The organism is Leptospira meyeri (assembly GCF_004368965.1).
GTDB lineage: Bacteria > Spirochaetota > Leptospiria > Leptospirales > Leptospiraceae > Leptospira_A > Leptospira_A meyeri.
Window position 1 is genome coordinate 1,473,488 of the sequence record NZ_SORO01000001.1, and the last position, 23,248, is coordinate 1,496,735.

General features: G+C 39.0%; 20 protein-coding genes. 8 read left to right on the plus strand and 12 right to left on the minus strand.

What is annotated here, in order from left to right:
* On the plus strand, positions 1–1,425 hold the full coding sequence (locus CLV96_RS06820) for an ABC transporter substrate-binding protein (protein ID WP_004787503.1): 1,425 nt from the start codon (positions 1–3) through the stop codon (positions 1,423–1,425).
* On the opposite strand, the gene CLV96_RS06825 is transcribed toward CLV96_RS06820, so the two are convergent.
* From CLV96_RS06825 to CLV96_RS06855, 7 genes are all read right to left on the minus strand, one after another.
* The gene (locus CLV96_RS06825; RefSeq protein ID WP_004784564.1) at positions 1,382–3,868 is read right to left on the minus strand and encodes a transglycosylase domain-containing protein; all 2,487 of its coding nucleotides are present in this window, start codon (positions 3,866–3,868) and stop codon (positions 1,382–1,384) included. The genes CLV96_RS06820 and CLV96_RS06825 overlap by 44 nt on opposite strands.
* Complete coding sequence (gene lon, locus CLV96_RS06830; protein WP_243836500.1) at positions 3,865–6,192, minus strand: endopeptidase La; 2,328 nt, start codon at positions 6,190–6,192, stop codon at positions 3,865–3,867. The genes CLV96_RS06825 and lon overlap by 4 nt, the downstream gene beginning before the upstream one ends.
* Positions 6,193–6,250: 58 nt before the next feature.
* A complete protein-coding gene (gene uvrB / locus CLV96_RS06835; RefSeq protein ID WP_004785856.1) occupies positions 6,251–8,245 on the minus strand; it encodes an excinuclease ABC subunit UvrB in 1,995 nt (664 codons plus the stop codon).
* A 141-nt stretch (positions 8,246–8,386) separates the two neighbouring features.
* Entirely contained in the window at positions 8,387–8,920 is a 534-nt protein-coding gene (locus CLV96_RS06840; protein ID WP_243836426.1) for an ATP-binding protein, read from the minus strand.
* Positions 8,921–8,968: 48 nt separating this feature from the next.
* Complete coding sequence (locus CLV96_RS06845; RefSeq protein WP_035982892.1) at positions 8,969–9,436, minus strand: tRNA (cytidine(34)-2'-O)-methyltransferase; 468 nt, start codon at positions 9,434–9,436, stop codon at positions 8,969–8,971.
* A gap of 8 nt (positions 9,437–9,444) precedes the next feature.
* The gene (locus CLV96_RS06850; RefSeq protein WP_004784347.1) at positions 9,445–10,599 is read right to left on the minus strand and encodes a S1 RNA-binding domain-containing protein; all 1,155 of its coding nucleotides are present in this window, start codon (positions 10,597–10,599) and stop codon (positions 9,445–9,447) included.
* Positions 10,596–11,975: a hypothetical protein gene (locus CLV96_RS06855; RefSeq protein ID WP_004785306.1), complete on the minus strand. Its 1,380-nt coding sequence runs from the start codon at positions 11,973–11,975 to the stop codon at positions 10,596–10,598. The genes CLV96_RS06850 and CLV96_RS06855 overlap by 4 nt, the downstream gene beginning before the upstream one ends.
* Positions 11,976–12,012: 37 nt before the next feature.
* Between CLV96_RS06855 and CLV96_RS06860 the strand changes: the two genes are divergently transcribed.
* Positions 12,013–12,717 carry a hypothetical protein gene (locus CLV96_RS06860; RefSeq protein WP_004785405.1) on the plus strand — a complete coding sequence of 235 codons (705 nt, stop codon included), beginning with the start codon at positions 12,013–12,015 and terminating at the stop codon, positions 12,715–12,717.
* Positions 12,718–12,720: 3 nt separating this feature from the next.
* Positions 12,721–13,563 (plus strand): glycosyltransferase family 2 protein, encoded by an 843-nt coding sequence (locus CLV96_RS06865; protein ID WP_004786342.1) that lies wholly within the window; start codon positions 12,721–12,723, stop codon positions 13,561–13,563.
* Here the strand turns inward: CLV96_RS06865 and CLV96_RS06870 are convergent.
* Positions 13,468–13,812, minus strand: coding sequence for a hypothetical protein (locus CLV96_RS06870; RefSeq protein ID WP_040917277.1), 345 nt, complete (start codon positions 13,810–13,812; stop codon positions 13,468–13,470). The genes CLV96_RS06865 and CLV96_RS06870 overlap by 96 nt on opposite strands.
* A gap of 74 nt (positions 13,813–13,886) precedes the next feature.
* On the opposite strand from CLV96_RS06870, the gene CLV96_RS06875 reads away from it, so the two are divergent.
* The 5 genes from CLV96_RS06875 to mutS all read left to right on the plus strand — a co-directional run bounded on the left by CLV96_RS06875 (position 13,887) and on the right by mutS (position 19,865).
* Complete coding sequence (locus tag CLV96_RS06875) at positions 13,887–14,777, plus strand: shikimate dehydrogenase family protein (RefSeq protein WP_004786034.1); 891 nt, start codon at positions 13,887–13,889, stop codon at positions 14,775–14,777.
* 49 nt (positions 14,778–14,826) lie between these two features.
* The gene (locus tag CLV96_RS06880) at positions 14,827–16,026 is read left to right on the plus strand and encodes a Mur ligase family protein (protein WP_004786748.1); all 1,200 of its coding nucleotides are present in this window, start codon (positions 14,827–14,829) and stop codon (positions 16,024–16,026) included.
* Positions 16,027–16,088: 62 nt separating this feature from the next.
* Positions 16,089–16,709 carry a TetR/AcrR family transcriptional regulator gene (locus CLV96_RS06885; RefSeq protein WP_004787555.1) on the plus strand — a complete coding sequence of 207 codons (621 nt, stop codon included), beginning with the start codon at positions 16,089–16,091 and terminating at the stop codon, positions 16,707–16,709.
* 17 nt (positions 16,710–16,726) lie between these two features.
* Entirely contained in the window at positions 16,727–17,359 is a 633-nt protein-coding gene (locus CLV96_RS06890) for a phosphoribosylanthranilate isomerase (protein ID WP_004784703.1), read from the plus strand.
* A complete protein-coding gene (gene mutS / locus CLV96_RS06895) occupies positions 17,343–19,865 on the plus strand; it encodes a DNA mismatch repair protein MutS (RefSeq protein ID WP_004787629.1) in 2,523 nt (840 codons plus the stop codon). Before CLV96_RS06890 ends, mutS begins: the two co-directional genes overlap by 17 nt.
* On the opposite strand, the gene serB is transcribed toward mutS, so the two are convergent.
* From serB to CLV96_RS06915, 4 genes are read right to left on the minus strand one after another with little or no spacing between them, the layout of a single operon-like run.
* Entirely contained in the window at positions 19,836–20,729 is an 894-nt protein-coding gene (gene serB, locus CLV96_RS06900; protein ID WP_004785441.1) for a phosphoserine phosphatase SerB, read from the minus strand. The two genes, mutS and serB, sit on opposite strands and share 30 nt — an antisense overlap.
* Before the next feature lie 2 nt (positions 20,730–20,731).
* Complete coding sequence (locus CLV96_RS06905; protein WP_004786881.1) at positions 20,732–21,457, minus strand: GDSL-type esterase/lipase family protein; 726 nt, start codon at positions 21,455–21,457, stop codon at positions 20,732–20,734.
* 19 nt (positions 21,458–21,476) lie between these two features.
* A complete protein-coding gene (locus CLV96_RS06910; RefSeq protein ID WP_002975048.1) occupies positions 21,477–21,656 on the minus strand; it encodes a hypothetical protein in 180 nt (59 codons plus the stop codon).
* A gap of 24 nt (positions 21,657–21,680) precedes the next feature.
* A complete protein-coding gene (locus CLV96_RS06915) occupies positions 21,681–23,195 on the minus strand; it encodes an MFS transporter (RefSeq protein ID WP_004785473.1) in 1,515 nt (504 codons plus the stop codon).
* Positions 23,196–23,248 lie beyond the last annotated feature (53 nt).

Genomic DNA, 23,248 nt, shown 5'->3' on the forward strand with positions numbered 1-23,248 from the left:
ATGAGAACCTTATCCCTCGTTTTCTTTCTCTTGTCCCTCACTTTTTGCCGGAAGGAAACTTCCGAATTTGATCTAAAAGTGGCACTTCCTTCAGACCCTGCCCATTTGGATCCACTCCATATTACCGATTTATCGGGTCAAAAATTGGCAAAATTCATCCACCAGGGTCTTTGGATACAAAATCCAGAAGGTTTCCGCTCTCCCTGGATTCATTCCTACAAAAAAATCTCGCATCCAACAAAGAACCTTTGGTGGCTTCAATTGGATCCCTCCGCTCCTTCTGTGGATGATATTCATTTTAGTTTGTCTCGTTTGCTTTTAGAAACTTATCCAAGAAAAGGGGACTACCAGTTTTTAGTCAAAGTCCGGCGCTTAACTGAAAACCAAATGGAGTTAGAATTCAAACCGGGGACTTTGGAAACCGAATGGAAAGAGAAACTCAGTTTACCTTTTGCTTCTATCATTGGGAAAAAAGAATGGGAAACGAATACTCTCAAATCTTATGGAAAATACAAACTCGTCGATTGGAAAAAGAATGAATACATCGACATCCATAGACAAAAAGACGATGATAAAAACTTTCCAGAAAAAATTCGATTTCTCATCTTACCGCAATCTTCTACTTCTTTGTTTTTATATCGCAAAGGAAAGTTAGATGCATTCAAACTCACCGACTTTCTTCTTTCTTTACCTGAAGCAAATTCAGAATTTACGCTTACCAAAAAAGGTAGATCCGTTCAGTATGTTGCCATCAATCAAAACAATCCTTGTTTTGATAGTCACTTCCGGGCTGCCGTAAATTTTTCCATTCCCCGCCAACTTATCATCAATAAACTTTTAGAAAATCATGCAGATATAAGTTATGGTCCGGTTCCAATTCACTACTTCGAAAAAATTACGAAAGACAAAATTATAACGCCCGAATCATATAACATAGATATTGCGAAAAAAGAACTAGAACAATCTAAATGTTTTCCAAAAATCAAATTTACAGAATTGGAATTTCGAATGCGTGGCGATGATGAAAACCAAGCCAAAGGTAGAGCCATTAAACAAGCATTAGAAGATATTGGACTTACCATCAAACTAAAGCCAATGGAAAAAGCTCCCTTGTATAAAGAAAATGGAGAAGGCAAAGGAGATCTTACGCTATTAACTTGGTATTCTGATTTCGATTCTGTATGGAATTTTTTAGACCCATTATTTCATCCTAATAAAGTAGGTAATGGTGGGAACCGTTCCTTCTATAAAAATGAAGCCGTGGGAAATATTTTAGAAAAATCTTTTAAGAGCGACCAAGATGCACTGCAGGTTATAAAAATTATCCGTAAGGACAAACCCTGGATATTTCTTTGGTCGATCCAGGAAAACTATTTGGTTTCTAAGGAGTTTCTTCGTTATAACGTGCTCGTCGATTTTCTATAAGAGGTGGTTCCAACTCAACTGAATCTACAGCCGTCGGTTGGATACGACTTCCTTGTGAATCATAAGTAGATATTTCCGAATCGTCCCCTTCCATTGGTTCTGGTTTTAAGTTTGTATTTTGGTTTAATGGCTCTTGTTTTACAAAACCTGCTCGTTTGGGTGGTAAATCACCAATATAGTAATACTGCGCATACAAAGGCACCTTACAGATGTAATCTGGAGTGGATTCTATAATGGTGCCGTCATCAGCACAAACGTCAACCTTTACAAAATCTCCAACAAAATTTGAAATCAATTGATTCCCCATTCCAAGTTTTGATTTTACATTTTGTGTGAATCGATACCAAATCCCACCAGAAACGCCTGATCCCGAACCAGGGAAAGGAGCTCCTTCATCATGCCCTACCCAAACAACAGTCACATTCCTTGGAGTAAGGCCTGCAAACCAGACATCACGAACCCCTTTTAAACCTTTCCATTTAGATGATGTTAATTTTGGAGATTGAACCGTTCCGGTTTTCCCAGCATATAAAAAAGGTTCCCCTTCTTTCCTCTTCAAAGTCATGGTTCCTTCTTCCGTTAGAACTGATTGTAAGGTATTGATCGCCATTGCACAAGCAACTGGATCTAATATTTGTTCTGCGGCCTCGTTTGGAACGGTATTATAAAATTCATTCCCATCCAAATCGGTGATCTTTAAAATTTTCCTTGGAGTAACTCGCCTTCCTCCATTCATAAGAGTAGCATAAACTAGAGAAAGTTCCATGGGACTGAGTTCACCAGACCCGAGTGCTAACGATAAATTCCTTTGAAAACGAACTTCTGCCTCTTCCTCCGGGATAGAAAGGATCGCACTTAATTTTTGAATAAAATAAGAAATTCCAATTTCATGTAATAACTTAACAGAGACTGTGTTCACCGACTGAGCCAATGCTTGCCTTACTGTGATCTCTCCCTTATAACCTTTGTACCAATTCTTTGGTGAATATCCTGAGATATCCAATTTTTCGTCTTTAATTTTTGATGACGGATTAACAATGCGTTTTTCAAAGGCTAGTGCATACACAAGTGCTTTGATGGTGGAACCTGGTTGTCGCCTAGCGTCTTCGGCGCGATTGAATCGAAATACGTTTGAAATTTTATAACCACCTACCAGTGCTTCCACATCGCCCGTTTCAGGATCTAATGAGATCATGGAACCACTCAACTGTGGTAAAATTGCACGAGTGACTTCTGCTAAATCGACCTTCCCTTTAGTTTGATAATCTGACTCTTGTTTGGTGAGATCCGCACGGACAGAATCCACTCCAACACGTAATGCTTCTTCGGCGAGCCTTTGTTTTTCTAAATCCAAAGTTGTATAAACAAGTAGACCACGTTCTTCCAAATCCTCGTTAGAAAACTTCTCTAAAATAAAACGCCGAATTTCTGAATTAAAATCTGGAGCTAAATTAACACGGAAGTCTTTATCGGCCCCATATTTTCCAATTTCACTTGAATACTTGGGATTTCCCTCTTCGTCTTTGTGTTCCTTAATCTTATAGATGGTTTTAAATTTCTTTAAGTTCAATTCGATGGAATCGGAAAACTTATGTGGTATTTCTTTTTGAGATGGATGAAGTTCTGGATTCCTCGCCATATCATATAACACGCGTTTTTGCCTCGAAAGTGCTATCCCTAAATTTCTAACAGGGTTGTATACACTTGGTGCAGGAATAATTCCTACAAGTAAGGCTGCCTCTTCTGGACTTAGTTCTGATGCAGGTTTTCGAAAATAATATCTTGCTGCCTCTTCTACGCCAGTATTCCCTTCTCCCAAAAATATTTGGTTCAAATACATCGCTAAAATTTCTTCTTTTGAATATTGACTTTCGATATAGAAGGTACAATAGAGTTCGGTTAATTTATTGAATAAGTTCCGTTTTCCTAAGTTTAAAGTAAGTTTTGCTAACTGTTGCGAGATGGTAGATCCACCTTGAGACAACCGAAATTGAATCAAATTAGTAACAACAGCCCTTCCAATGGCTGTATAATTCAACCCCGAGTGAGAAAAAAACTCTCGATCCTCTGAGGAAAGAACAGCCCAAACGATGACATTATGTTTTCCTAAATTGTCTGTTCGGATCGGACGAAAGTTTCTCCTATAGAATTCTCCCATCACTTTGCCACTTCGGTCCAAAATCTTAACTGACTTTGGTTGGAAACTATCATAAAAGTTGGAGACTTCTGATCTATATTTCTCTAGCGACTTATGGACTCGTGCTTCTTCTCCAGACCAAACTACGTAAGCTCCACCCAAGAAGAAAAAAGATATAAAGATCCCGAGAACAATTCCTAAAGTAAAAAATCTGACTCGCCTAACCCAAAAAAAACGAATTATATCTTTTAAATGACCATACAATACTTCTAGGATAAGAAGAAAAGAATTGGTTTGATGGTTCATTTCTTTTTACCTTTGGATTTAGGAAAAACTAGTTTTTCAACTTCTTCGAAACGAGTCACAGGATAAAAACTAACTCCCCGTTTCACATAGTCAGGAATTTCTTGAAATGCTTTTTCATTATCTTTAGGGAAAATAATTTTTTTCACTCCCACACGTTTGGCCGCTACGATTTTTTCTCGTAATCCACCAATCGCAAGAACTTCACCAGTTAATGTTAGTTCTCCGGTCATACCAAATCCTGGAGCAATCACCTGATCCGTTACAAGTGACAAAAGGGCCGTGGCCATTGTAATCCCCGCACTTGGACCATCTTTGGGAGTTGCGCCATCTGGAACATGTAAATGGATTGCCTTTTTTTCAAACAAACTATCATTGTTTACATAGTTTTTAACAAACGACAATGCAATGTTAGCTGACTCTTCCATCATTTTTCCCATCTGCCCTGTAAGAGTGATCCCACCTTTTCCCGGGATAAGGACTGCTTCGATTAGTAAGGTAGAACCGCCTGCATTGGTCCAAGCAAGACCCAGTGCCGTTCCCGGAACTTTTGGAATCGTCATTCGATCATCGACAAATGGAGGAGGTCCAAGGTATTCCACCAAATCCTTTTCCCGAATTTCCTTGGAATACTTTTCCTTTAACACTTGTTTTAGGGCAATTTTTCTAACTAACTTATCAAATGTTTTTTCGAGTCCTCGTAGACCTGATTCCCTTGAATAGGAGTTAATAAGAAGTGCTACCGTTTCTTTTTTCATCGAAAAGGTATCGGGATTTAATCCATTTTTTTCAAATATCTTTTTCCAAAGATACTTTTGGAAAATCTGTACTTTTTCTTCCGTGATATAACCAGATAACTGAATCACTTCCATTCGATCTAATAACACTCGAGGAATTGGTTCAAATGTGTTCGCAGTGGCAATGAACAATACATCAGAAAGATCAAAAGGTAAATCTAAATAATGATCACGAAAATTCGAATTCTGTTCTGGATCCAAAACCTCTAGTAAAGCTGATTGAGGATCTCCTTGGTATCCTTGTGACATCTTATCAATTTCATCCAAAAGAATCACAGTGTCCCTTTCTTTTGTGATTTTTAATGCATTGATGAGTTTCCCTGGCATGGCTCCTATATAAGTTCTTCTATGCCCTTTGATTTCTGCTTCATCCCTAACACCACCCACAGAGAATCGAAAAAATTTTCTGCCTAGTGCTTCTGCCACAGACTTAGCAATAGATGTTTTACCAACACCTGGCGGCCCCACCAAACAAAGAATCGATCCTTTACTTTTCGGATTTAGTTTGTGTACGGCTAAAAACTCTAAGATTCTTTCCTTCACATCTTCAAGTTTATGATGATCCCGATTGAGAATTTTTTTGGCGTGGATTAAGTTTACATCTTTTTCGGTAGGTTTTTCCCAAGGTAAGGAATCAACTAAATCTAAATAATTTCGAATCACGTTGTAATCGCTTGAAATAGGATCGGAGTTTTTAAATTTATCAATCTCGCGATCTACCTCAGTGATGATTTCCTCTGCAACAGGTATCGACTTTAATCTTTCTAAAAGTTTTTCATATTTGAGTTCTGTTTTGTCTTCGCCAGTACCTAACTCTTGCTGAATGGCCTTAAGTTGTTCTCTGAGAAAAAATTGACGTTGTTGGTTATCGATTTTATCGTTAATTTGTTCTTGGATTTTTTTTTGAAGAACTACCAACTCGATTTCTTTTTTAAGAAATAATAAAACCTTTTCTAATCTGTCATTGATTTGGATTGCTTCAATGACAGATTGGTATTCCTCTTTTTCTAAATTCAGAATCGAACAAACAAAATCGGCCATTTTTGCAGGTTCGTTCACATTCATCATTGTAAGCTTCATGTCTTCCGTAAACAGAGGATTGTTCTGGGCGAGTTCCTTGGTCAAAATAAGCAAGGTTCTCATCAGGGCTTTGATATTATTTTTGCTAGTACCCAATTCCTCTTCCGGATAACTTACGTTAGCAAGAAGCACAGGTTCTTTTGTATGAATGGAATTTATTTTGAATCTTTGAATTGTATTTACTAAAATATTCATCCCACCGTCAGGTAGATTAATTTTTTTTAGAATTCGAGCGACCACTCCAATTTGGAAAATATTATCTTCCGAGGGAAGGTCAGATTCATCTTCTTTGAGAAGGATGAGGCCTAAAAACCCAGCACCCTTTGATGATTCTTCAATGGATTGAATGAATCGACCGGGAGGAACGATTAAAGGCGTGATGATTCCTGGAAATACTGGCCTTACCTTAATGGGGAGAAGAAAAATTTGTTTAGGAAGAGAGTCTTCCATTCTCGCCAATTTTGTTGAGTTTTCCCAAAATTCATTTGTTTCCAATCAAAATCCTACCTTATGACTCTATTTTATCGGGCCCGAGTGCTAACATCTTATCTCGAAACATGGCCGCTTTTTCAAAATCCAAATCCGAAGCATAACGCAACATTTCTCTTTTTAATGCATCGCGTAACTTGTCTTTGGTTTTGTATTTCTTCAAGGTAAACTCTTTTTCCATTTCCTTGAGTGCTTCTTCTTTGCTATCCTCCTCAGCCATTTCACGCGGAAGGATATCATGAATTTCTTTAATGATACTTTGAGGAGTAATCCCCATTGCTTTATTATGTGCTTCCTGGATTAGACGGCGACGTTCCGTTTCACTGATTGCTTTTTTCATAGAATCAGTCATTCGGTCAGCATACAAAATTGCCTTACCATTCACATTTCTTGCAGCCCGCCCGATGGTCTGGACGAGAGATTTATAGTTTCGGAGGAAACCTTCTTTATCCGCATCTAAAATGGCGACAAGGGAAACTTCCGGAATATCCAAACCCTCCCGGAGTAAATTGATCCCCACAATACAATCATAAACACCTTTACGCAAATCTCGAATGATCTCCGTTCTTTCGATGGTATCAATCTCCGAATGTAGGTATGCAATTTTTAAACCTACTTCTTTATAATAATCGGTTAGATCTTCTGACATTTTTTTGGTCAGAGTGGTAATCAGAATTCGCTCTTTTTTTTCAATGCGAAGTCTGATTTCGTTTAGCAAATCTTCAATTTGATTTGTGGTCGGACGAACTTCCACCACCGGATCAAGTAGGCCCGTGGGACGAATGATCTGTTCTATGACTGCTTCGCTTTTATTGATTTCATTTTGATCGGGAGTAGCAGACACATATAAAGTCATCGGAGTAAGTCTTTCAAATTCCTCAAAATTCAAAGGACGGTTATCCAATGCACTCGGAAGGCGAAACCCAAAATCAACTAACGTTAGTTTTCTGGATCTATCCCCAGCATACATCCCTCCAATTTGTGGTAGCGTCACATGGGACTCGTCAATGATCAGTAAAAAGTCCAAGTTGGGAAAATAATCTAATAAACAAGCCGGTCTTTCCCCTTCGCTTCTCCCTGTTAAGTGACGAGAGTAATTCTCAATTCCACTACAATAACCAAGTTCAACCAACATTTCCATATCATAATTGGTTCTTGATTCAATTCGTTCTGCTTCTAAATGTTTACCCTGTTTTAAAAATTTTTCTTTTTGTTCCGCCATCTCTTCTTTGATTTTTTCAATGGCATCTTTAATTTTAGGACCAGAAGTGATAAAGTGTTTTGCGGGATATACTACCACTCGATCCAGTTTCATTTTTACCTTTCCAGTGAGCGGATCAATTTTGGAGAGCCCGTCAATTTCATCTCCGAATAACTCAATCCGAATTCCCTCTTCTTGGTATGAAGGCATAATCTCAATCGTATCTCCACGCACACGAAAATTACCTCGGCTAAAGTCTATATCGTTTCTTGCATATTGGATATGGAGAAATTTTCGAATGATTTGGTCCCTGTCAATTTTGTCTCCGATGCGTAACATAACCACAGAGTTCATATAGTCTTCGGGAGAACCCAAACCATAGATACAAGATACAGAACTTACAATGATTACATCATCTCGTTCGAGCAAACTAGAAGTGGCACGTAACCTAAGTTTGTCGATCTCTTCATTCATTGACATATCTTTTTCAATAAATGTATCGGATGAAGGAACGTAAGCTTCTGGTTGGTAATAGTCGTAATAAGAGACAAAATACTCTACAGCATTTTCTGGAAAAAATTCTTTGAATTCACGAAAGAGTTGAGCTGCGAGAGTTTTATTATGTGACAAAATCAAAGTTGGTTTTTTGACACGAGCGATGACCTCTGCCATAGTAAAGGTCTTTCCTGAACCAGTCACACCAACCAGTGTAATTTTATTTTTACCCTCGCCGAAGGACTTTGCAATATCTTCGATTGCTTTGACCTGGTCTCCGGCTGCCTTAAAAGGAGAAACCATTTTAAAATTTGCCATAGGAACCTATGTTAGTTTACGAGTTGCTTTGAGTATAGCTTGTTTTCGATTGTCGCTGATTTCTAAATCCACTGAATCAAAAAGTTTTTGCATGACCATCATACCACGCATGAGAGTTGCTGTGGAAGAAAACTTTCCTCTTTAAATATCATCTTCTAGATTAAAGTCTTTTACCGTGTTGATCATTTCTATAGTAAAGGTTTTGTGTTTATCGATCTGGAAGATCACTTCCACTCCGCCGCCATCACCATACTTTGCGGCATTTTCTACAGCTTCCACAGTGGCAATGCAAAGATCCATTCGTAACTCTTCGGCAATCCCATTCCGTTTGAGAAAATAATCAAGCCTGGCACGAACATACTGCATCGGGTTGTAAGAAAGAGCTCCGAGAATTACAAACTGTTCGGTCGTTCCCATCTTGCGAATGATAGGTGAAGATTCTGCAAGAAAATATTCCCTTGGATCCAAAGGGTTAGTGGTGATGATTCCGTCTTTGATTAATTCTTCCAGAAGAGAGGTGATGCTTTCCAGAGTTGTGTTGGGGCTATCTTTAAATTTCCTCTGGGTTTCCATAAACACCCAAGAGTAAAAATCGTTCACATTCCCCGAGAGGCCATTGGAGAACAAAGTCTTCACTTCTTTCTCTAACTCAGTTCTGGAGAGAGGGAACGGCATATATTCCCATTTCAACGGGAACGGAAGAGTTGTAAATTGTTTTATCCTTTAAGGATTAGTCCGTGTTTTTTCTTGGCGCAGTGCTTCATAAAGTACGATGGCAACCGCGTTGGAAAGATTGATCGAACGACTCACCTCTGCCATAGGTAAGGAAATAATATGTTCTGGAGGGCAAGACTGGTGGATTTCTTCCGGAAGTCCCGAGGTTTCTCTCCCAAACAAAAAAACATCCGTTTTCTGGAAGTTTACATCCCAATACACTTTGGATCCAAATTTAGAAACCAGAAAAATCCGACTCCCTTCCGCTTCTTTTTGGCTTCTAAATTCTTCAAAATCAACAAAACGTCGGAGGTCCAAATCTTTCCAATAATCAAGACCAGCGCGCCGTACAGCTTTTTCTGATAGGTCAAAAGACGGTTCCCCGACAATAGAGAGAGGAACCCCCACATTGACACAAAGTCTTGCAATATTACCCGTGTTAGGGGGTATTTCTGGACGATAAAGCGCGATTTCCAATTCGTGAATTACTTTTTATTCTTTTTTTCCAATGATTTTTGCAAAGCCAATCCAAAACTAGAAACGGATCCCGGATTCTCCTCTTTGGACATATATTCTTGGTATTCCATCCGATCTTTTGCCTCTGCAGCCTTCGAAATTGATAATGCAATCTGCCTTTTTTCAGGATTGATCTCCAAAACAAAAACTTCCAATTTTTGACCTGGATTGAACACGGTATTGAGTGGAGTGCGAGAAGGAACTCCCGTTTCTTTGTTCGGAACAAGACCAGAAAAATCATCACCTAACCGAACAAAGAGACCGAACGGTTTGATCGATTCCAAAGTTCCAGTCACAATATCTGATTCTTTAAAAGGGAGTTTTCCAGACCATGGATCACTTAGGAAATCTTTTACGCTTAGTGAAATTTTGTTCGTGGCCCAATCTAAAGTTAGAATTTTTGCACGTAAGGTTTCCCCAACTCGAAATTCTGCGGTGAGATCGGCATTTTTTTTGTATGTTGCTTCCGATTGAGGAACCAAAGCATCGAAACCATCCATATCTACGATTAGTCCGAATTTATGGATACTTTTAACTGTACAGGAAACAAACATCCCTGCTTTCAGCTCATCACGTAACAATTGTTTTTTGGTTTCTCTTTCTTTATCAGCAATTTTTTTCTGAGACAAAACAATTTTGTTTTGTTTTTTCCCAATTTCTGAGATCACAAATTTGATTCGTTTGCCTGCGATATTTTTTCCTTTTACAGAAACATCCAATTGGCTAAAGGGAACAAAGGCTGAATGGCTACCGAGTTTGACTTCCCATCCTCCATTTGCTTCCACGAACATTTGACCAAGAACAGGAATTTCATACTGAGCTGCCATCTCCATATGTTCTTCTGTTAGGTTGTCTCCAGATAAACAGGTAGTAAAATAAAAATCTCCCGAGTTTTCTTTCAAAAAATAAACTACGAGTGAATCACCAACCTTAGGCAAAACTTCATCTCTCCATTCTTCTGTAGAGATGTTTCCTAAGATTTTATTTTCTAATGTTCGAATGAACACATAATCATTCTTAACGGCCGTTACCTTAGCTTCATGGCGAGAGCCAGGTTCGATGGATTGTCTTTTTTTAAAACTTTCTTCTAATAAACGTTCAAATTCTGAGGATGGGCCTTTCATTTTGCGGTTCCTTCCTTGGTGGGTTTTGGGGTATAAACCAGTTTTCCTCCTAATACCATGGATTCAATTGGAAATATTCCGGAAGCACGTTTCAAAGGATTTTCGTTATGAACAGAGAAATGGGCGGGGCCACCTGTACGGATCTTCCCGCCATGGTCAGCTCCGAGATAGGAGCAGGTTTTTAAAGTCAAGGTTTGGATGATCTCGCGGCGGATCTGCGGTAAGGATTCTGGGTCAGCATTTGTGGGAAGGAGGTTTTGCGAAAAAGAACCAAATACCGAGGTCCAAAACCCTGGCCGATTTGCCACGGGATCCAACTTTCTTTCTTTTGGTTTGGTCAGAAGCAACTCCCAAAGACGGATTTCCACAATGGCCGCCTGACCAGGGAAAAGCCCCCAATGGCCTGCGCCACTTGCAAAAAGAAGGTTTCGTTTGATCTCTGCTTCCGCTTGGAACGTCGCCTGGTATTCGGAAAAGGAATCGGCACGAAAAAGAGTCCCCTCTCCTTCATCCGCATTCACAGAAAGAGAATCCTTCCACCTAGAGCCAAAAACAGAATGGAGTTCGGACCAAAGAGATACCTCAGCCTTCCATTGTTCTGGGTTTGCCCTCAGACTTTGGAGATACAAAACAGATAACATAGGGGCCCAAAGGAAATCCCGTTTTTGGGCTCGATATAAATTTGTGCCTTCGGGCATGGGATGAAAAATGACTGCATAACCTGTGTCCAATGCATCTTCCCAACTGGTTTTATCAGCGAAAGTATAAGCAATAGGTAGATACCCTTTTTCTTCTCCTTCCCTCCGTTTCGCAAAAAGTTCCGTTTGAGAAAATCCCCGGTTTTCTGCCTCTTTAAGAAAGATCGGGAGGTGACGATTGCGTTTGGAATCAAAAGAAAGAACAAGTCCCGATGTATAGAGGCCACCTTCGCCTGTAGATAATTCTTCAAAGAGAGCTGGCTTTTGTGATTGTGAGAGAATGGGAGAAAGCCATTTAGATTTAGTGATTTCGTTTTGTAAGGGTGTGAGTGTTGGGTCTGCGACAGATTCAATATGGCTGAACCCAGCTGCCAAATATCCCAAAAGATAGGTGGAAAGTTCATCGCGACTTGTCTTCCCCCCTCGCCCATTGGAACCAATTGTGACGGAAGCATCACAAAATCCTGGTAATAAGTATTTGGGATGTGGAACTGAGGTTCCTTCTTTGATCGAGATAATTTTGCCTTGGACAACTTCTAGGTCGAGAAAACCGCTAAAATTGGATTTTTCACTGTCCCAGATCCGGACAGATTTCATTTTCAAATTTTGGGACAAAAGAATGGTAGGGGCAAAAGCCGATAGAAATAAGGTGAGGGATAGGAGCCTGCGGTTTTTCATACTAGCGGTCGTAGTTACCTTGACAGTAAGGACTTGAATGGAAAAGATTTCGGGTATGGGAAAGGAAACAAGCGAGATTTCTGATCACATCAAATTACACATCGAAAATGGGAAAATTCTCTCGCTAAAGACCCACCGGGTTTCCAAATCCGTTGAGGAACACATTAAGGAGGCCGTAGGTCTGATTCTGGATCGCCTCACCTACCCAACTCTTGTCCCAACTCTTTACACTATCATCAAAGAATTGGCAATCAATGCCTGCAAAGCTAACCAAAAACGTGTCTTCTTCGAGGAACGTGGGTATAGTATGCTAAACCCTTCTGAGTATGCAAGAGGGGTCAGAGAATACCGGGAAATGTTTTCGGAAGAGATGTCCAATGAATTTGGAATGAAGGCCAAAAAAAAAGGATACTACTGTTTAATTAATTTTAAATTCAACGACGATGGAATTACCATCGAGGTCATCAACAACACACCCATTGCGAAAGAAGAAGAAAAAGCAATCCGCGAACGATTGGAAAAAGGAATGGTTTATGATGACATTGCTCAGTTTTATATGGATAATGCAGATACCACAGAAGGTGCCGGCCTTGGACTTGCCCTCATTCTCATTATGTTAAAAGGGGAAGGCATCGACCCCAATTTCTTTCGTATCATCATCGGGGAAGATTCCACCATTGCTCGTTTGGAAATTCCCCTCTCTGATAAATTCATTTCTGTCCGCGACCCCAACCAAATTTAATTTATGCCTCTGCCTTTATCCTGTGCCATCATTACCCTCAACGAAGAGGATAACATCTCTCGCACTCTCGAAGCTCTTTCCTTTATTGAAGATATCGTAGTCATTGATTCCGGTTCTACTGACCAAACAGTAGAACTTGCTAAATCTCATGGGGCTCGAGTTTTCTTTCGCAAGTTTGATAACTATGCAGACCAAAAAAACTTTGCCATTGAAAAAACTAAGTTTGATTGGGTGTTTGCCATTGATGCCGATGAAGTGGTGTCGGATGGATTAAAACTAGAAATCATAGAATTATTTAAGGAAAACAAATTAGAATCCGTTGGTTATCTCATCCCTCGTTTGACTTATTACTTAGGAAAGTGGATACGGTTTGGAGGATATTATCCTAATTACCAAATTCGTCTGTTTAAAAAAACTGCAGGAGAATTTAGCGGTGGTTTGGTGCATGAAAGGGTTAAACTTTCCGGAAAACCAATCAAACTAAAGAATCCATTGTATCATTATTCTTATAAAAATATATCCGACCATTTACAGTTCATTGATCGTTATTCTAGTTTGTTTGCGGAAGAAGAATTTAGAAAAGGAAAATCGAGTTCTGTACTTTGGGCTTTTTTAAAAGCATGTTTTAAAGGTTTTTATATGTATTGGATCCGGTTGGGAATCCTAGATGGGAAACAAGGATTTGTTCTCGCTCTACTAGGATTTTATTATAATTTTCTTAAGTATTTAAAGTTATATGAAAAATCGAATTCAATCTCTTCTTTCTTTGTTATGGTTGATTCGGTTCATGATGTAAAGAGCAGTAAATCCACCAAGAAAGATGGCAACCAAGTTCACGTTGGATAATTGAGTAGATCCAATTTTTGGTGACATGAGCCACATGATGATATCGCGGATGTAGGTTTGGAAGGTTGCAAAAACGATGAGTGCTCCAATCCCTGCTACAAATGTAGATCCCCAAAATTTTCCGAGTAAGTCTTTTCGTTTATAATAATAAAAATAATAGGCACAGGCTGCGGATGCGAGAAAAAAGAATAAAATATCTACGAGAATGGTCCATGGTTCTGATGGTGCGGCAAGCGGTAATGAAATCATTGATCTTGTACCTGTCTATTACCTATTTTCGGTAAGCCATAGTTTAGTCCATAAGATAAAAAAAGAGGTTTTCCTTGTATTCAAAACACACTGAAATATTTGGGATCTTGGGATATCCCTTAGGCCATACCCTTTCGCCTTGGATTCATAACACTCTGTTCCAACTCTCTGGATATGATGGAGTGTATTTGGTTTTTGAAAACCAACATTGGAAGGAGATTGGACTTCGTCCCTTGATGGAATTGGGAGTACGGGGGGTTTCTGTTACCATTCCTTACAAAGAATGGGCCTATTCACAAGCGAACATTGTTTGTGAAGCATCCAAAACAATGGGTTCTTCCAATACCCTTCTCTTCCGTGATGGAATTGAAGCTGTGAATACAGATGGAACTGGTGCCGTTAGATCCATTCTCCAAGCCAATCCCAATCTTTTAGATCCACATCAGGAAAAACAAATTTTAGTTTTAGGAAGTGGAGGAAGTGCAAAGGGAATCTTATTTGCGATTGCAGAGTCTCTCCAAAAAAATGCAAAGAAGGGAAAGATACAAAGAAAGGTAAATATCCTTGCAAGAAATGAAGCGGCAACCAAAGAAATCTTGTTTTCTTTAGGAAATCCAGAATGGCTTGGGGTCACCACCAAAGAAACATCTATGGAAGAAGCTGAAAACTATGACCTCATCATCCATACAACCCCAGTTGGTATGAAAGGATTTTCTGGGGAACCTCTCCTAAACTCTGACTTTTTCACCAAAAAACATACGTTATTCGATATCGTTTACAATCCTTTAGAAACGGAATTAGTAAAACAAGCTAAGAAAAAAAAAGCAAAGATCATTCCTGGATACCATATGTTACTCTACCAAGGAATTAGACAATTTGAACTATTTACAAATATCCAAACAAAACAGAAATGGATCAGGAAGGTGGAATCAATCCTTTTCAAACAATTAAAAAATCGCAGTTAAATCGATTACTGCATCCACCTAAGACCTAAGGATTAGAAAAGAATTCAATATGTTGTTTTTTGATTTTTTACATAGTTTGCAGAACGTTGAAAAAACAAGGAACTTCAATGTTTTCAAAGATTATTCTTTAAATGAACTTTCCGAACTTTTTTTATTTTTAAAATCAAAACATAAAATACACAAACCGGTTCGGATCAGTGTTGTCGGCACCAACGGGAAGGGATCAACTTCTCACTACCTTGCTTCTCTTTTGTCCCTTCTTGGATACAAAACGGGACTTTATACCTCCCCTCACTTATTAACACCACTAGAACGTTTTCAAATTTTCTTAGAGGGAAAACCAGAAGCTCCCAGAGAAGAGGATGTGGACTCGTTTTTTCAACATACCATCCTTCCCGACTTAGAAAGGTACCAGTCACTTTCGTATTTTGAATTTCTAACAGTTTTTGCTTATCTCTATTTTGCAAAAGAAAACACAGATTTCGAAATTTGGGAAGCAGGTCTTGGAGGAAGGCTTGATTCCACAAAACTAGTGTATGCTGATTTTGTCATTTTAACAAAAATTGGATTGGACCATTCCGAAATTTTAGGAGATACCAAAGAAAAAATCTGTTTGGAGAAATTAGGTATCATAACAGAGGTTTGTCGAAACCTAGTGGTGATGGATCCCGAAGATGATTCCTTACAAACTCTCATTCAAAATTTTTCAAAAGGAAAAACAGAGACTCACTTCCTCCCTCTCGAAAAAAAACTCACCTATCTAGAAACGAACTTTCTTTTTTCCCAAGCGGCCCTAATCCATTTGGTTCCCAACCTGACAACAAAACTCAAATCCATTTCCTTTGGGTCAGTCGAAAAACCTCGCGGTCGAATGGAAGTTTTACAAACCTTTCCCGAAGTTGTTTTTGATCCGGCCCACAACCCAGATGCCATAGCCACCACCACCCAAGAGTTTGCCAAAACCCACCCATCCTTTTCCCTTCTTCTCGGTAGCCTTCCCGACAAGGACCGCGAAGGGATTCTGTCCCAACTGATAGGCCTTCCCCTCCAATCCCTGATTCTTTGGGAAGGAAATGGTTTTGGGGCCTTCCCGGAACTTCCACAAGTGCTAAAACCAATCACCACCAAAGTGCGGACGGATGAAGAGCTTCGGCCCCTATTCCAAGGCAGATTTCCGGTATTGGTGTTAGGAAGTTTTCGCATTTATGGAATTGTGGCAAAATTAATACAAAATACAACAAACATGTAAAATTAAACTTTACAAATGAATCCTGAACGACATTGTTCTTTTAGGAAACATCGTTCAGGACCATGCAAACTCCAAAAGAACACACACGAAAAGAAATCTTACAAGCGGCTCGAGAGGAATTCATCCAACTCGGTTTTGAGAAGGCTAGTATGCGAACCATTGCGAAAAAAGCAAAGGTATCCACGAGTAATATCTACAATTACTTTGAAAACAAAGAACACCTTCTAACAGAGATACTACAGCCTGTCCTTTCGGGAATGGAAAAAGCCTTTGCTTATGTATCTCATCCAGATTATTTCGAAAAAAGATTTAACGACAGTTATGAGGCATGGCAAGAGAGATTTCATATTGCCCTTGATTATGTTGATGCAAATCGAGATGATTTTATTCTTCTCTTAACAAAATCACAAGGTTCTCATTTAGAAGAATTTCCAGATACGGTTCTCACTCGTCTTACCAAAATCAACTTTGACCAGTATAGCAATTTTAAAGAAAAAAATCCAAGTTACAAAGGGGAAGTGAGTGAGTTTGTTGTCCGCAACATCCTTTCCTTTTTTCTCAATATCTTTGTGCAGATGGTCCGCCAAGGAATTTCCAAACAGGATATGTTGGTCTATCAGGATAGTTTCCTTAAATTTTTACACTTTGGGTACAAAGGATCGATTGCCTCTGATCTGAGTTGATTCAATCTGGTTCCCATATGGGAACCAGATACAAAATTAAAATCTGCGGAATCAAAGACCTGACCACATTGGAACTTTGTGTGGACCTGCAGGTCGATTTTGTTGGACTCAACTTTTCTCCGCGTTCCCCCCGTGCCATCAATGCCGATACGGCGGAATACCTTCTCAAGTTAAGAAAAAAATCAGGATTTCCCAAACTTGTATTTTTGTTTTTTGAAAACAAACTTACGGAAATCGAAACGTTAACAAATCGTTTCCAACCGGACCTCATCCAACTCATCCGGGGTGATGCGTATGTAACTTCTCAAATTTGGAATGAATTTACAGAAACCAAAAAGTTATTACCTGCCATTCGCATCCAAACGAAGGTCACAAATGAAGAAGACCTGGAACCTAAATCAAATTTAGTGATTTTAGATAGTTTTCAGAAAAATTTGGGTGGTGGGACAGGACATACTTTCCCTTGGGAATATGTAACATCCGTAAAACGACCTTTTTTACTCGCTGGTGGTATCACTCCTGATAATGTTAAATCTGCCTTGGAAACAGTTCACCCTTATGGGATTGATGTGGCCAGCGGAGTAGAAACCGACGGAATCAAAGATCCAAATAAAATAAAAACCTTGGTACAAAATGTCCGAACACTATGAAGCATTGAATACTCCTGTTATGCGCCAGTATATGGAGGTGAAAGAACAACATCCTGATGGAATAGTATTCTTTCGTATGGGCGATTTTTATGAAATGTTTTTAGAAGATGCTAAAATAGCGGCTCAAATTTTAGACATCACCCTCACCAAACGCCAAAACCAAATTCCGATGGCGGGGATTCCATATCATGCAACCGAAAGTTATATTTCAAGACTCATTGCAGCTGGTAAAAAAGTCGTTGTTTGTGAACAAACAAAACCCGATGATCCCAAAGCCAAAATTATGTCGAGAGAAGTGGTTCGCATCATCACACCGGGAACTGTGGTAGAAGATAACCTTCTTGGTGGATACCAAAACAATTATTTATCTTTGTATTACCGAGAAAAAAGTTCCGTCTACTTAGCGTTTGCTGACGTTTCCACTTCCGAATTATTGTATTTCTTTTTTTCAGAAAATGAAACGGAAAGAATAAACGACACCATCAAACGATTTTCCCCAAAAGAAATCATTTATACAGAGGAAATACCTCCTTTAGCCAAAGAATCTAAAATCATCCTTTCCAAAATCCCTCCCGATTATCTTCCGAAAAAAAAAGGAGCAGGAATTGACACGGTTGTCCATGTACTCGATGCTTATCTTCAGTATAACTATCGCAAACAAAACTTTGTTTTTAAATCGCCTAGACGAATTGATGAAAACGAATATTTGGTTTTGGATGAACAAACCGTTTCTCATTTAGAACTCGTTGAAAATCCCAACGATAAAAACCATACGTTGTTTGGGGTTCTCAATCGATGTATCACAGCTACCGGTAAAAGGTATCTCAAACAAAGGATACTATTTCCAACACGAGATGAAAACAAAATCAAAGCACATTGGGATAAAATTGACATTCTTTCTGCCAATAAAAAAGAAAGGCAAAAAATAAAAGATTTGTTAGGTGATCTGATCGACTTAGAGCGTGTTCTTACAAGGTTTCGAGTTGGGAAAGCTTTGCCTCGCGACTTTCGCGGGATTGAAAAAAGTTTAGAATCCACAGCAAGTATCAAATCCATTTTGGATGGAATTGGTTATGACTTTTCCAAATTACCCAAAGAGCTGAATGCATTATCAAAACTATTTTTCGATACCCTTTACGATGGAGAACTTCCTGTTTTTTTGGGTAACTCCCCTTTTCTTAAATCTGGATTCAATAAAGAATATGATGATGCTATCCTTGCACGCGAAAAAGGAAAAGATTGGATTTTGGAATTGGAAGAGAAGGAAAAAAAAGCATCAAACATTTCTTCTCTAAAAATTCGTTACAACAAAATCCTTGGTTACTTTATTGAAATCTCTAAAGCCCAAGCGAAAGATGTTCCCAAACATTTTTTGAAAAAACAAACACTTGTTACAGGAGAAAGGTTCACTTCTCCCGAATTAGAAGAGTTAGAACGGGCCATCCTACAAGCAGATGAAATCATCGAAAGGATTGAAAAAGAAAAATTTGAAGAATTAGTTGCACATTGTATCTCTCTTTATGAGGAGTTTTTAACTTTATCCAATGAAATTGCCTCTTTAGATTATCATCTTTCCCTCACAGAAACCAAAGAAGAATACCAATGGACAAGGCCCGAAATTCGTAACGATGGAATATTAAACTATTCCGAATCCCGCCATCCTGTTGTAGAAACTTTTTTACCGATTGGCGAACGTTTTGTACCCAATAGCCTAGAACTAAACCCTAAAGATAACGCTATTGCTGTGTTAACCGGTCCAAATATGGCCGGTAAATCTACGTTTATGCGCCAAATTGCAATCAACCAAATACTATTCCAAATGGGTTCTTATGTTCCGGCAAAAAAAGCATCGCTTGCGGTCGTGGATCGAATTTTCACTCGGATTGGTTCTGGCGATAACCTTACAAAAGGGGAATCTACTTTTTTTGTAGAGATGAAAGAGACAGCCACCATCTTAAACCAATTTTCAGAGAACAGCCTCATTCTATTTGATGAAGTAGGTAGAGGGACTTCCACCTATGATGGATTGTCTATTGCTTGGGCCATTTTAGAATTTTTATCCGCCAAGTTTCCCAAACCAAAAACCATTTTTGCAACCCACTACCATGAACTGACAGAACTAGAAAAAGGAAATGGGATCTTTAATTTGTATTTAGATACGTTTGAAAAAGAAGGAGAGATCCTTTTTCTTAAAAAAGTCAAACGGGGGAAATCAAAACAATCCTTTGGAATTTATGTAGCAAAACTGGCAGGGATTCCCGAAACCGTTTCTGATCGTGCGAAAGAAATTCTTTCGGGACTCGAATCAAAAAAAAGAGAAATAAAAATCAAAAACGAAGAACCAAGTTTGTTTGCCAGTTTAATGGACAACCAAACAACTAATCTTTCACCAAACGAAGAAAAGGTTCTAAAAAGATTAAAACAAATTGATCCAAATCAAATCCCACCGATGGAAGCGTTATCAATTTTGGATGAATTAAAAAGAATTCTCAAAGAGAAAGACTAAGGCAGATAGATCAGTAAACTCAATCCAGTTTGTGATTTTTTCTTTTAATCCAGATTTTGCGTGAATTCCGATCCCAATTCCTGCGGCTCCAAGCATGAGTGCATCATTTGCTCCATCTCCTACGGCAACGACTTGTGCTAAAGGAATCGAAAGGTCTTTTGCATACTGTTTTAGATAGATTTCTTTTTTTTCCCTATTGATGATCTCACCAAAAATTTCACCAGTAAAGGTGCCACCTACTTCTTCCAATCCATTGGCTCTATAAAAATTCACGGGATATTTTTCAGAAAATAGTTTTAATACGGGAGTAAAACCGCCACTTAGGATTCCGAGTTTCGATCCATTGGCTGGAACAAATTGAAAAACTTTTTCCATTCCATCGTTAAGTGTCAAAAGATCATATACTTCTTTAAAACTTTCTTTTGAAAGTCCGGCAAGGTGTTTTACGCGCAACCGTAAGGCTTCGTCAAATCCCATCCCACCTTCCATTGCTTGTTTGGTGACAGTGGCAACGGCATCATAGACTCCGTGTTTTCTTGCCAACTCATCAATGACCTCTTCTTTGATCACAGTAGAATCCATATCAAAAACAAAAAGAGACTCTTTCTGTTTCGGTAACAAAGCACCAAGAGATAAAAAATCAATCTGATGCTCGGCTAATTTCTTGCGAACTGTTACAATTTTGTCTCGATTGAATGATTGATTATGTAAAATACGCATACAATGTAATCCAAAACGTTCTGCGTGGTAAACATTCGAATCACTTGCAGGCGAATAGGAATCACTTAACATTACATCGGTAAGAGTTTCAGAAAGAATAGAAGGGGAGATGGGAGAACAAGAAATAAGAAGTAGTGAATTCATTTTTACTTTTTTAAATAAGGTCTTAGTTTTTTACCCCAGAGTTCATATCCTTTTTCATTAAAATGAAGAATGTCTCCATTCGGACGGAAAAACTCTTCTCTCAATGTTGGAAGATCTGAATTTCTCATAATATCCCAAACTTCTACATATTCGACATTTTTAGTTGTACGAGCCACTTGATTTAAAAACAAATTAAATACTGGGACAATTTGGTTGAGTTCTTTCACTCTTGTTGGAGGAACAGCGATGAGAATAATCTTCGTATTTTTGTTTTGTGCATGAATTTTTTGAATGATGGAGATCAGATTGTTTTGCACCAAACTCAGGCACTTCCCTTCCCGAAAATCATTTCCACCAATTTCGATTACAATGGTATCTGGATGTAGGACAAGAACATCTTCATCGATGCGAGAAAGAAGTGTCTCTGTCATATCACCACCAATCCCGCGATTGGTGACCGACTGACCAGGAAATTCTTTGGCCATCAAGTCTGGCAAAAACAAATGCACCAAACTATCACCGGCAAAAACAATATCCGTTTTTTTGACTTTAAAATTTTCTTGTGCGTATAACACACGCATGGGAAACCATGCGATCTCTAAATACTTTTTAAAGTTGGAATCGTCTCGCCACCCAGGCTCAGCAAAACATTGGAAACTGGTATCGAAATAATCACGTTTTGAGGAAGATTTACAGTCAGTAACACTCAAAACAAGGGCAAAAGCCATGCCCCATCGGAGGAAGAATTTAGTCCTGTTCTTGCGGTTCATTCATTCGGAAGCGCTTTTGCCAATCTTTGATTTGGGCCTGCGCATATTCTTCCGTATCACAAATCCGAAATTCAATCGGGTTATTTGTGGTTGTCTCGATGAGTTTGGCTTCGATATACCCGTTCTTTAACTTGGTTGTCTCAATGCGATATCTCATCTGAATAGCTCCAAAAACCAGGATTTAATTACCACGTATCTTTGCAATCTCTTCTAAAGTTTCATCTTCCTTGTATTTTCCAAAGAGAAAGATGGCGAGTAGACAGAATGCTGAAGCAAGAGGACCTGTCAAACGAACACCAAGCTCCCCTCCCGCTTCTACTTCTTCGACTTTACAAACGGTAGATTCCATACTTATTTTTGCCTCGACTCCTGGATTTTTTTTCAATTCTGACTTAGGTTCTGCGACAGAAGGAGCAATGATCCCTGTGACATGTGGTGATGCATTTTTCTTTGTTTCTCGATCGAGCCCCAAAAGAATTACTGTGCTAAAAATAAGAACCGCCAAAGTTTGACCTAACTTTTGCATAAAGGTTCTTCCCGCATAAAAGAGTCCCTCTCGCTTAGAACCTGTTTTTAATGAATCAAGTTCAGCGATATCAGCAAGAATCGCATTCGGTAAGATCCCAAGAATTGCTATGGGAACTGCAGCGATGGCAACGATCAAATAACCTTGAATATGCGGTGATAAAGGCAAAGAATCTTTTCCGACAAAATAAATAGAAAGAAATAGTAGAAGAAAGATATAGAATCCAAATAAGACGGTTTTTTTCTTTCCGATCCTTCTTGCGATCCAGTTGACCACAGGATAAAAAGCAAACGAAACCAGTAACATCACAGTGAGGAGTTGTGTGACAAATTCACGTTCCAGCTCTAGAAGGACTGTTACATAATAAGAAATCCCTGTGGTGAGTATGGTCAATGCTAAAAAATAACAGAGATCCGACAAAGCGAAGTATAGAAAATTCTTATTTTTGAATGTAAGAAGGATGGCCTCTTTGAAAGGAACACTGGATGCTTCCGATTCACAATATGTTTTTTCGTGAATGGAAAATACGGGAAAGTACATACAGAGAGCCGCAAACGTACAAAGGATTCCCAGAGCATACTGACGGGACACCAAAGTTTGAAGGGCACTGTCCCCATCAAAAACAAAAGAGGATTTTAAAACATTGGCAATCATTGGTTCTGTCGAAGCGACAATGATCCCCAAAGCATATGTCACGGAAATATAGGTAGAAAGATTCAACCTCTCTTCTGGAGTATGCCCCAGTTCCGGGATAAGAGCAAAGAATGGTGTGACATACACTGTTAAAAATAAATAAAATAAGAGCATACAACCGGTCATCCAAACCAAGTTGGTGGAAGATATATAGTTGTGTGGGGGAACAAAAATCAACCAACAGAAAACGGCTGCAGGCACTCCTCCAAGAAAAAGAAAGGGAATCCGACGTCCAAACCTTGAAGTAATCCGATCCGAGGAATTGGCAATGATAGGGTCAGTAAAAGCATCCCACAAACGACCAAGAGCAGCCACAACACCAATGGTGGACAGTCCCCAAAAGGCCATCTTTTCAATTAGATCAGGGAAACATTCCTGTCCTGGTTTGGGTGCGGGAGGAAGATAAAAATAAACTTGGTGGAGGCCAATGATATTGATAAGAGTGGACCAACCCAATTGGCCGATCGCATAACTCATCTGTTTTCGAAATGGTAAAGAAGGTTTTCGCATGTTTCTCACTAGAGGCGGTA

What these genes read in the sequence shown, in the direction of transcription:
- CLV96_RS06915 (WP_004785473.1), bottom strand. Translation starts at nt 23,195, where the DNA reads ATGAGTTATGCGATCGGCCAATTGGGTTGGTCCACTCTTATCAATATC.
- CLV96_RS06905 (WP_004786881.1), bottom strand. Translation starts at nt 21,457, where the DNA reads ATGGCTTTTGCCCTTGTTTTGAGTGTTACTGACTGTAAATCTTCCTCA.
- uvrB (WP_004785856.1), bottom strand. Translation starts at nt 8,245, where the DNA reads ATGGCAAATTTTAAAATGGTTTCTCCTTTTAAGGCAGCCGGAGACCAG.
- CLV96_RS06880 (WP_004786748.1), top strand. Translation starts at nt 14,827, where the DNA reads ATGTTGTTTTTTGATTTTTTACATAGTTTGCAGAACGTTGAAAAAACA.
- CLV96_RS06825 (WP_004784564.1), bottom strand. Translation starts at nt 3,868, where the DNA reads ATGAACCATCAAACCAATTCTTTTCTTCTTATCCTAGAAGTATTGTAT.
- CLV96_RS06855 (WP_004785306.1), bottom strand. Translation starts at nt 11,975, where the DNA reads ATGAAAAACCGCAGGCTCCTATCCCTCACCTTATTTCTATCGGCTTTT.
- CLV96_RS06820 (WP_004787503.1), top strand. Translation starts at nt 1, where the DNA reads ATGAGAACCTTATCCCTCGTTTTCTTTCTCTTGTCCCTCACTTTTTGC.
- CLV96_RS06840 (WP_243836426.1), bottom strand. Translation starts at nt 8,920, where the DNA reads ATGCCGTTCCCTCTCTCCAGAACTGAGTTAGAGAAAGAAGTGAAGACT.
- CLV96_RS06885 (WP_004787555.1), top strand. Translation starts at nt 16,089, where the DNA reads ATGCAAACTCCAAAAGAACACACACGAAAAGAAATCTTACAAGCGGCT.
- CLV96_RS06870 (WP_040917277.1), bottom strand. Translation starts at nt 13,812, where the DNA reads ATGATTTCATTACCGCTTGCCGCACCATCAGAACCATGGACCATTCTC.
- CLV96_RS06890 (WP_004784703.1), top strand. Translation starts at nt 16,727, where the DNA reads ATGGGAACCAGATACAAAATTAAAATCTGCGGAATCAAAGACCTGACC.
- CLV96_RS06860 (WP_004785405.1), top strand. Translation starts at nt 12,013, where the DNA reads ATGGAAAAGATTTCGGGTATGGGAAAGGAAACAAGCGAGATTTCTGAT.
- CLV96_RS06850 (WP_004784347.1), bottom strand. Translation starts at nt 10,599, where the DNA reads ATGAAAGGCCCATCCTCAGAATTTGAACGTTTATTAGAAGAAAGTTTT.
- serB (WP_004785441.1), bottom strand. Translation starts at nt 20,729, where the DNA reads ATGAATTCACTACTTCTTATTTCTTGTTCTCCCATCTCCCCTTCTATT.
- lon (WP_243836500.1), bottom strand. Translation starts at nt 6,192, where the DNA reads ATGGAAGACTCTCTTCCTAAACAAATTTTTCTTCTCCCCATTAAGGTA.
- mutS (WP_004787629.1), top strand. Translation starts at nt 17,343, where the DNA reads ATGTCCGAACACTATGAAGCATTGAATACTCCTGTTATGCGCCAGTAT.
- CLV96_RS06865 (WP_004786342.1), top strand. Translation starts at nt 12,721, where the DNA reads ATGCCTCTGCCTTTATCCTGTGCCATCATTACCCTCAACGAAGAGGAT.
- CLV96_RS06910 (WP_002975048.1), bottom strand. Translation starts at nt 21,656, where the DNA reads ATGAGATATCGCATTGAGACAACCAAGTTAAAGAACGGGTATATCGAA.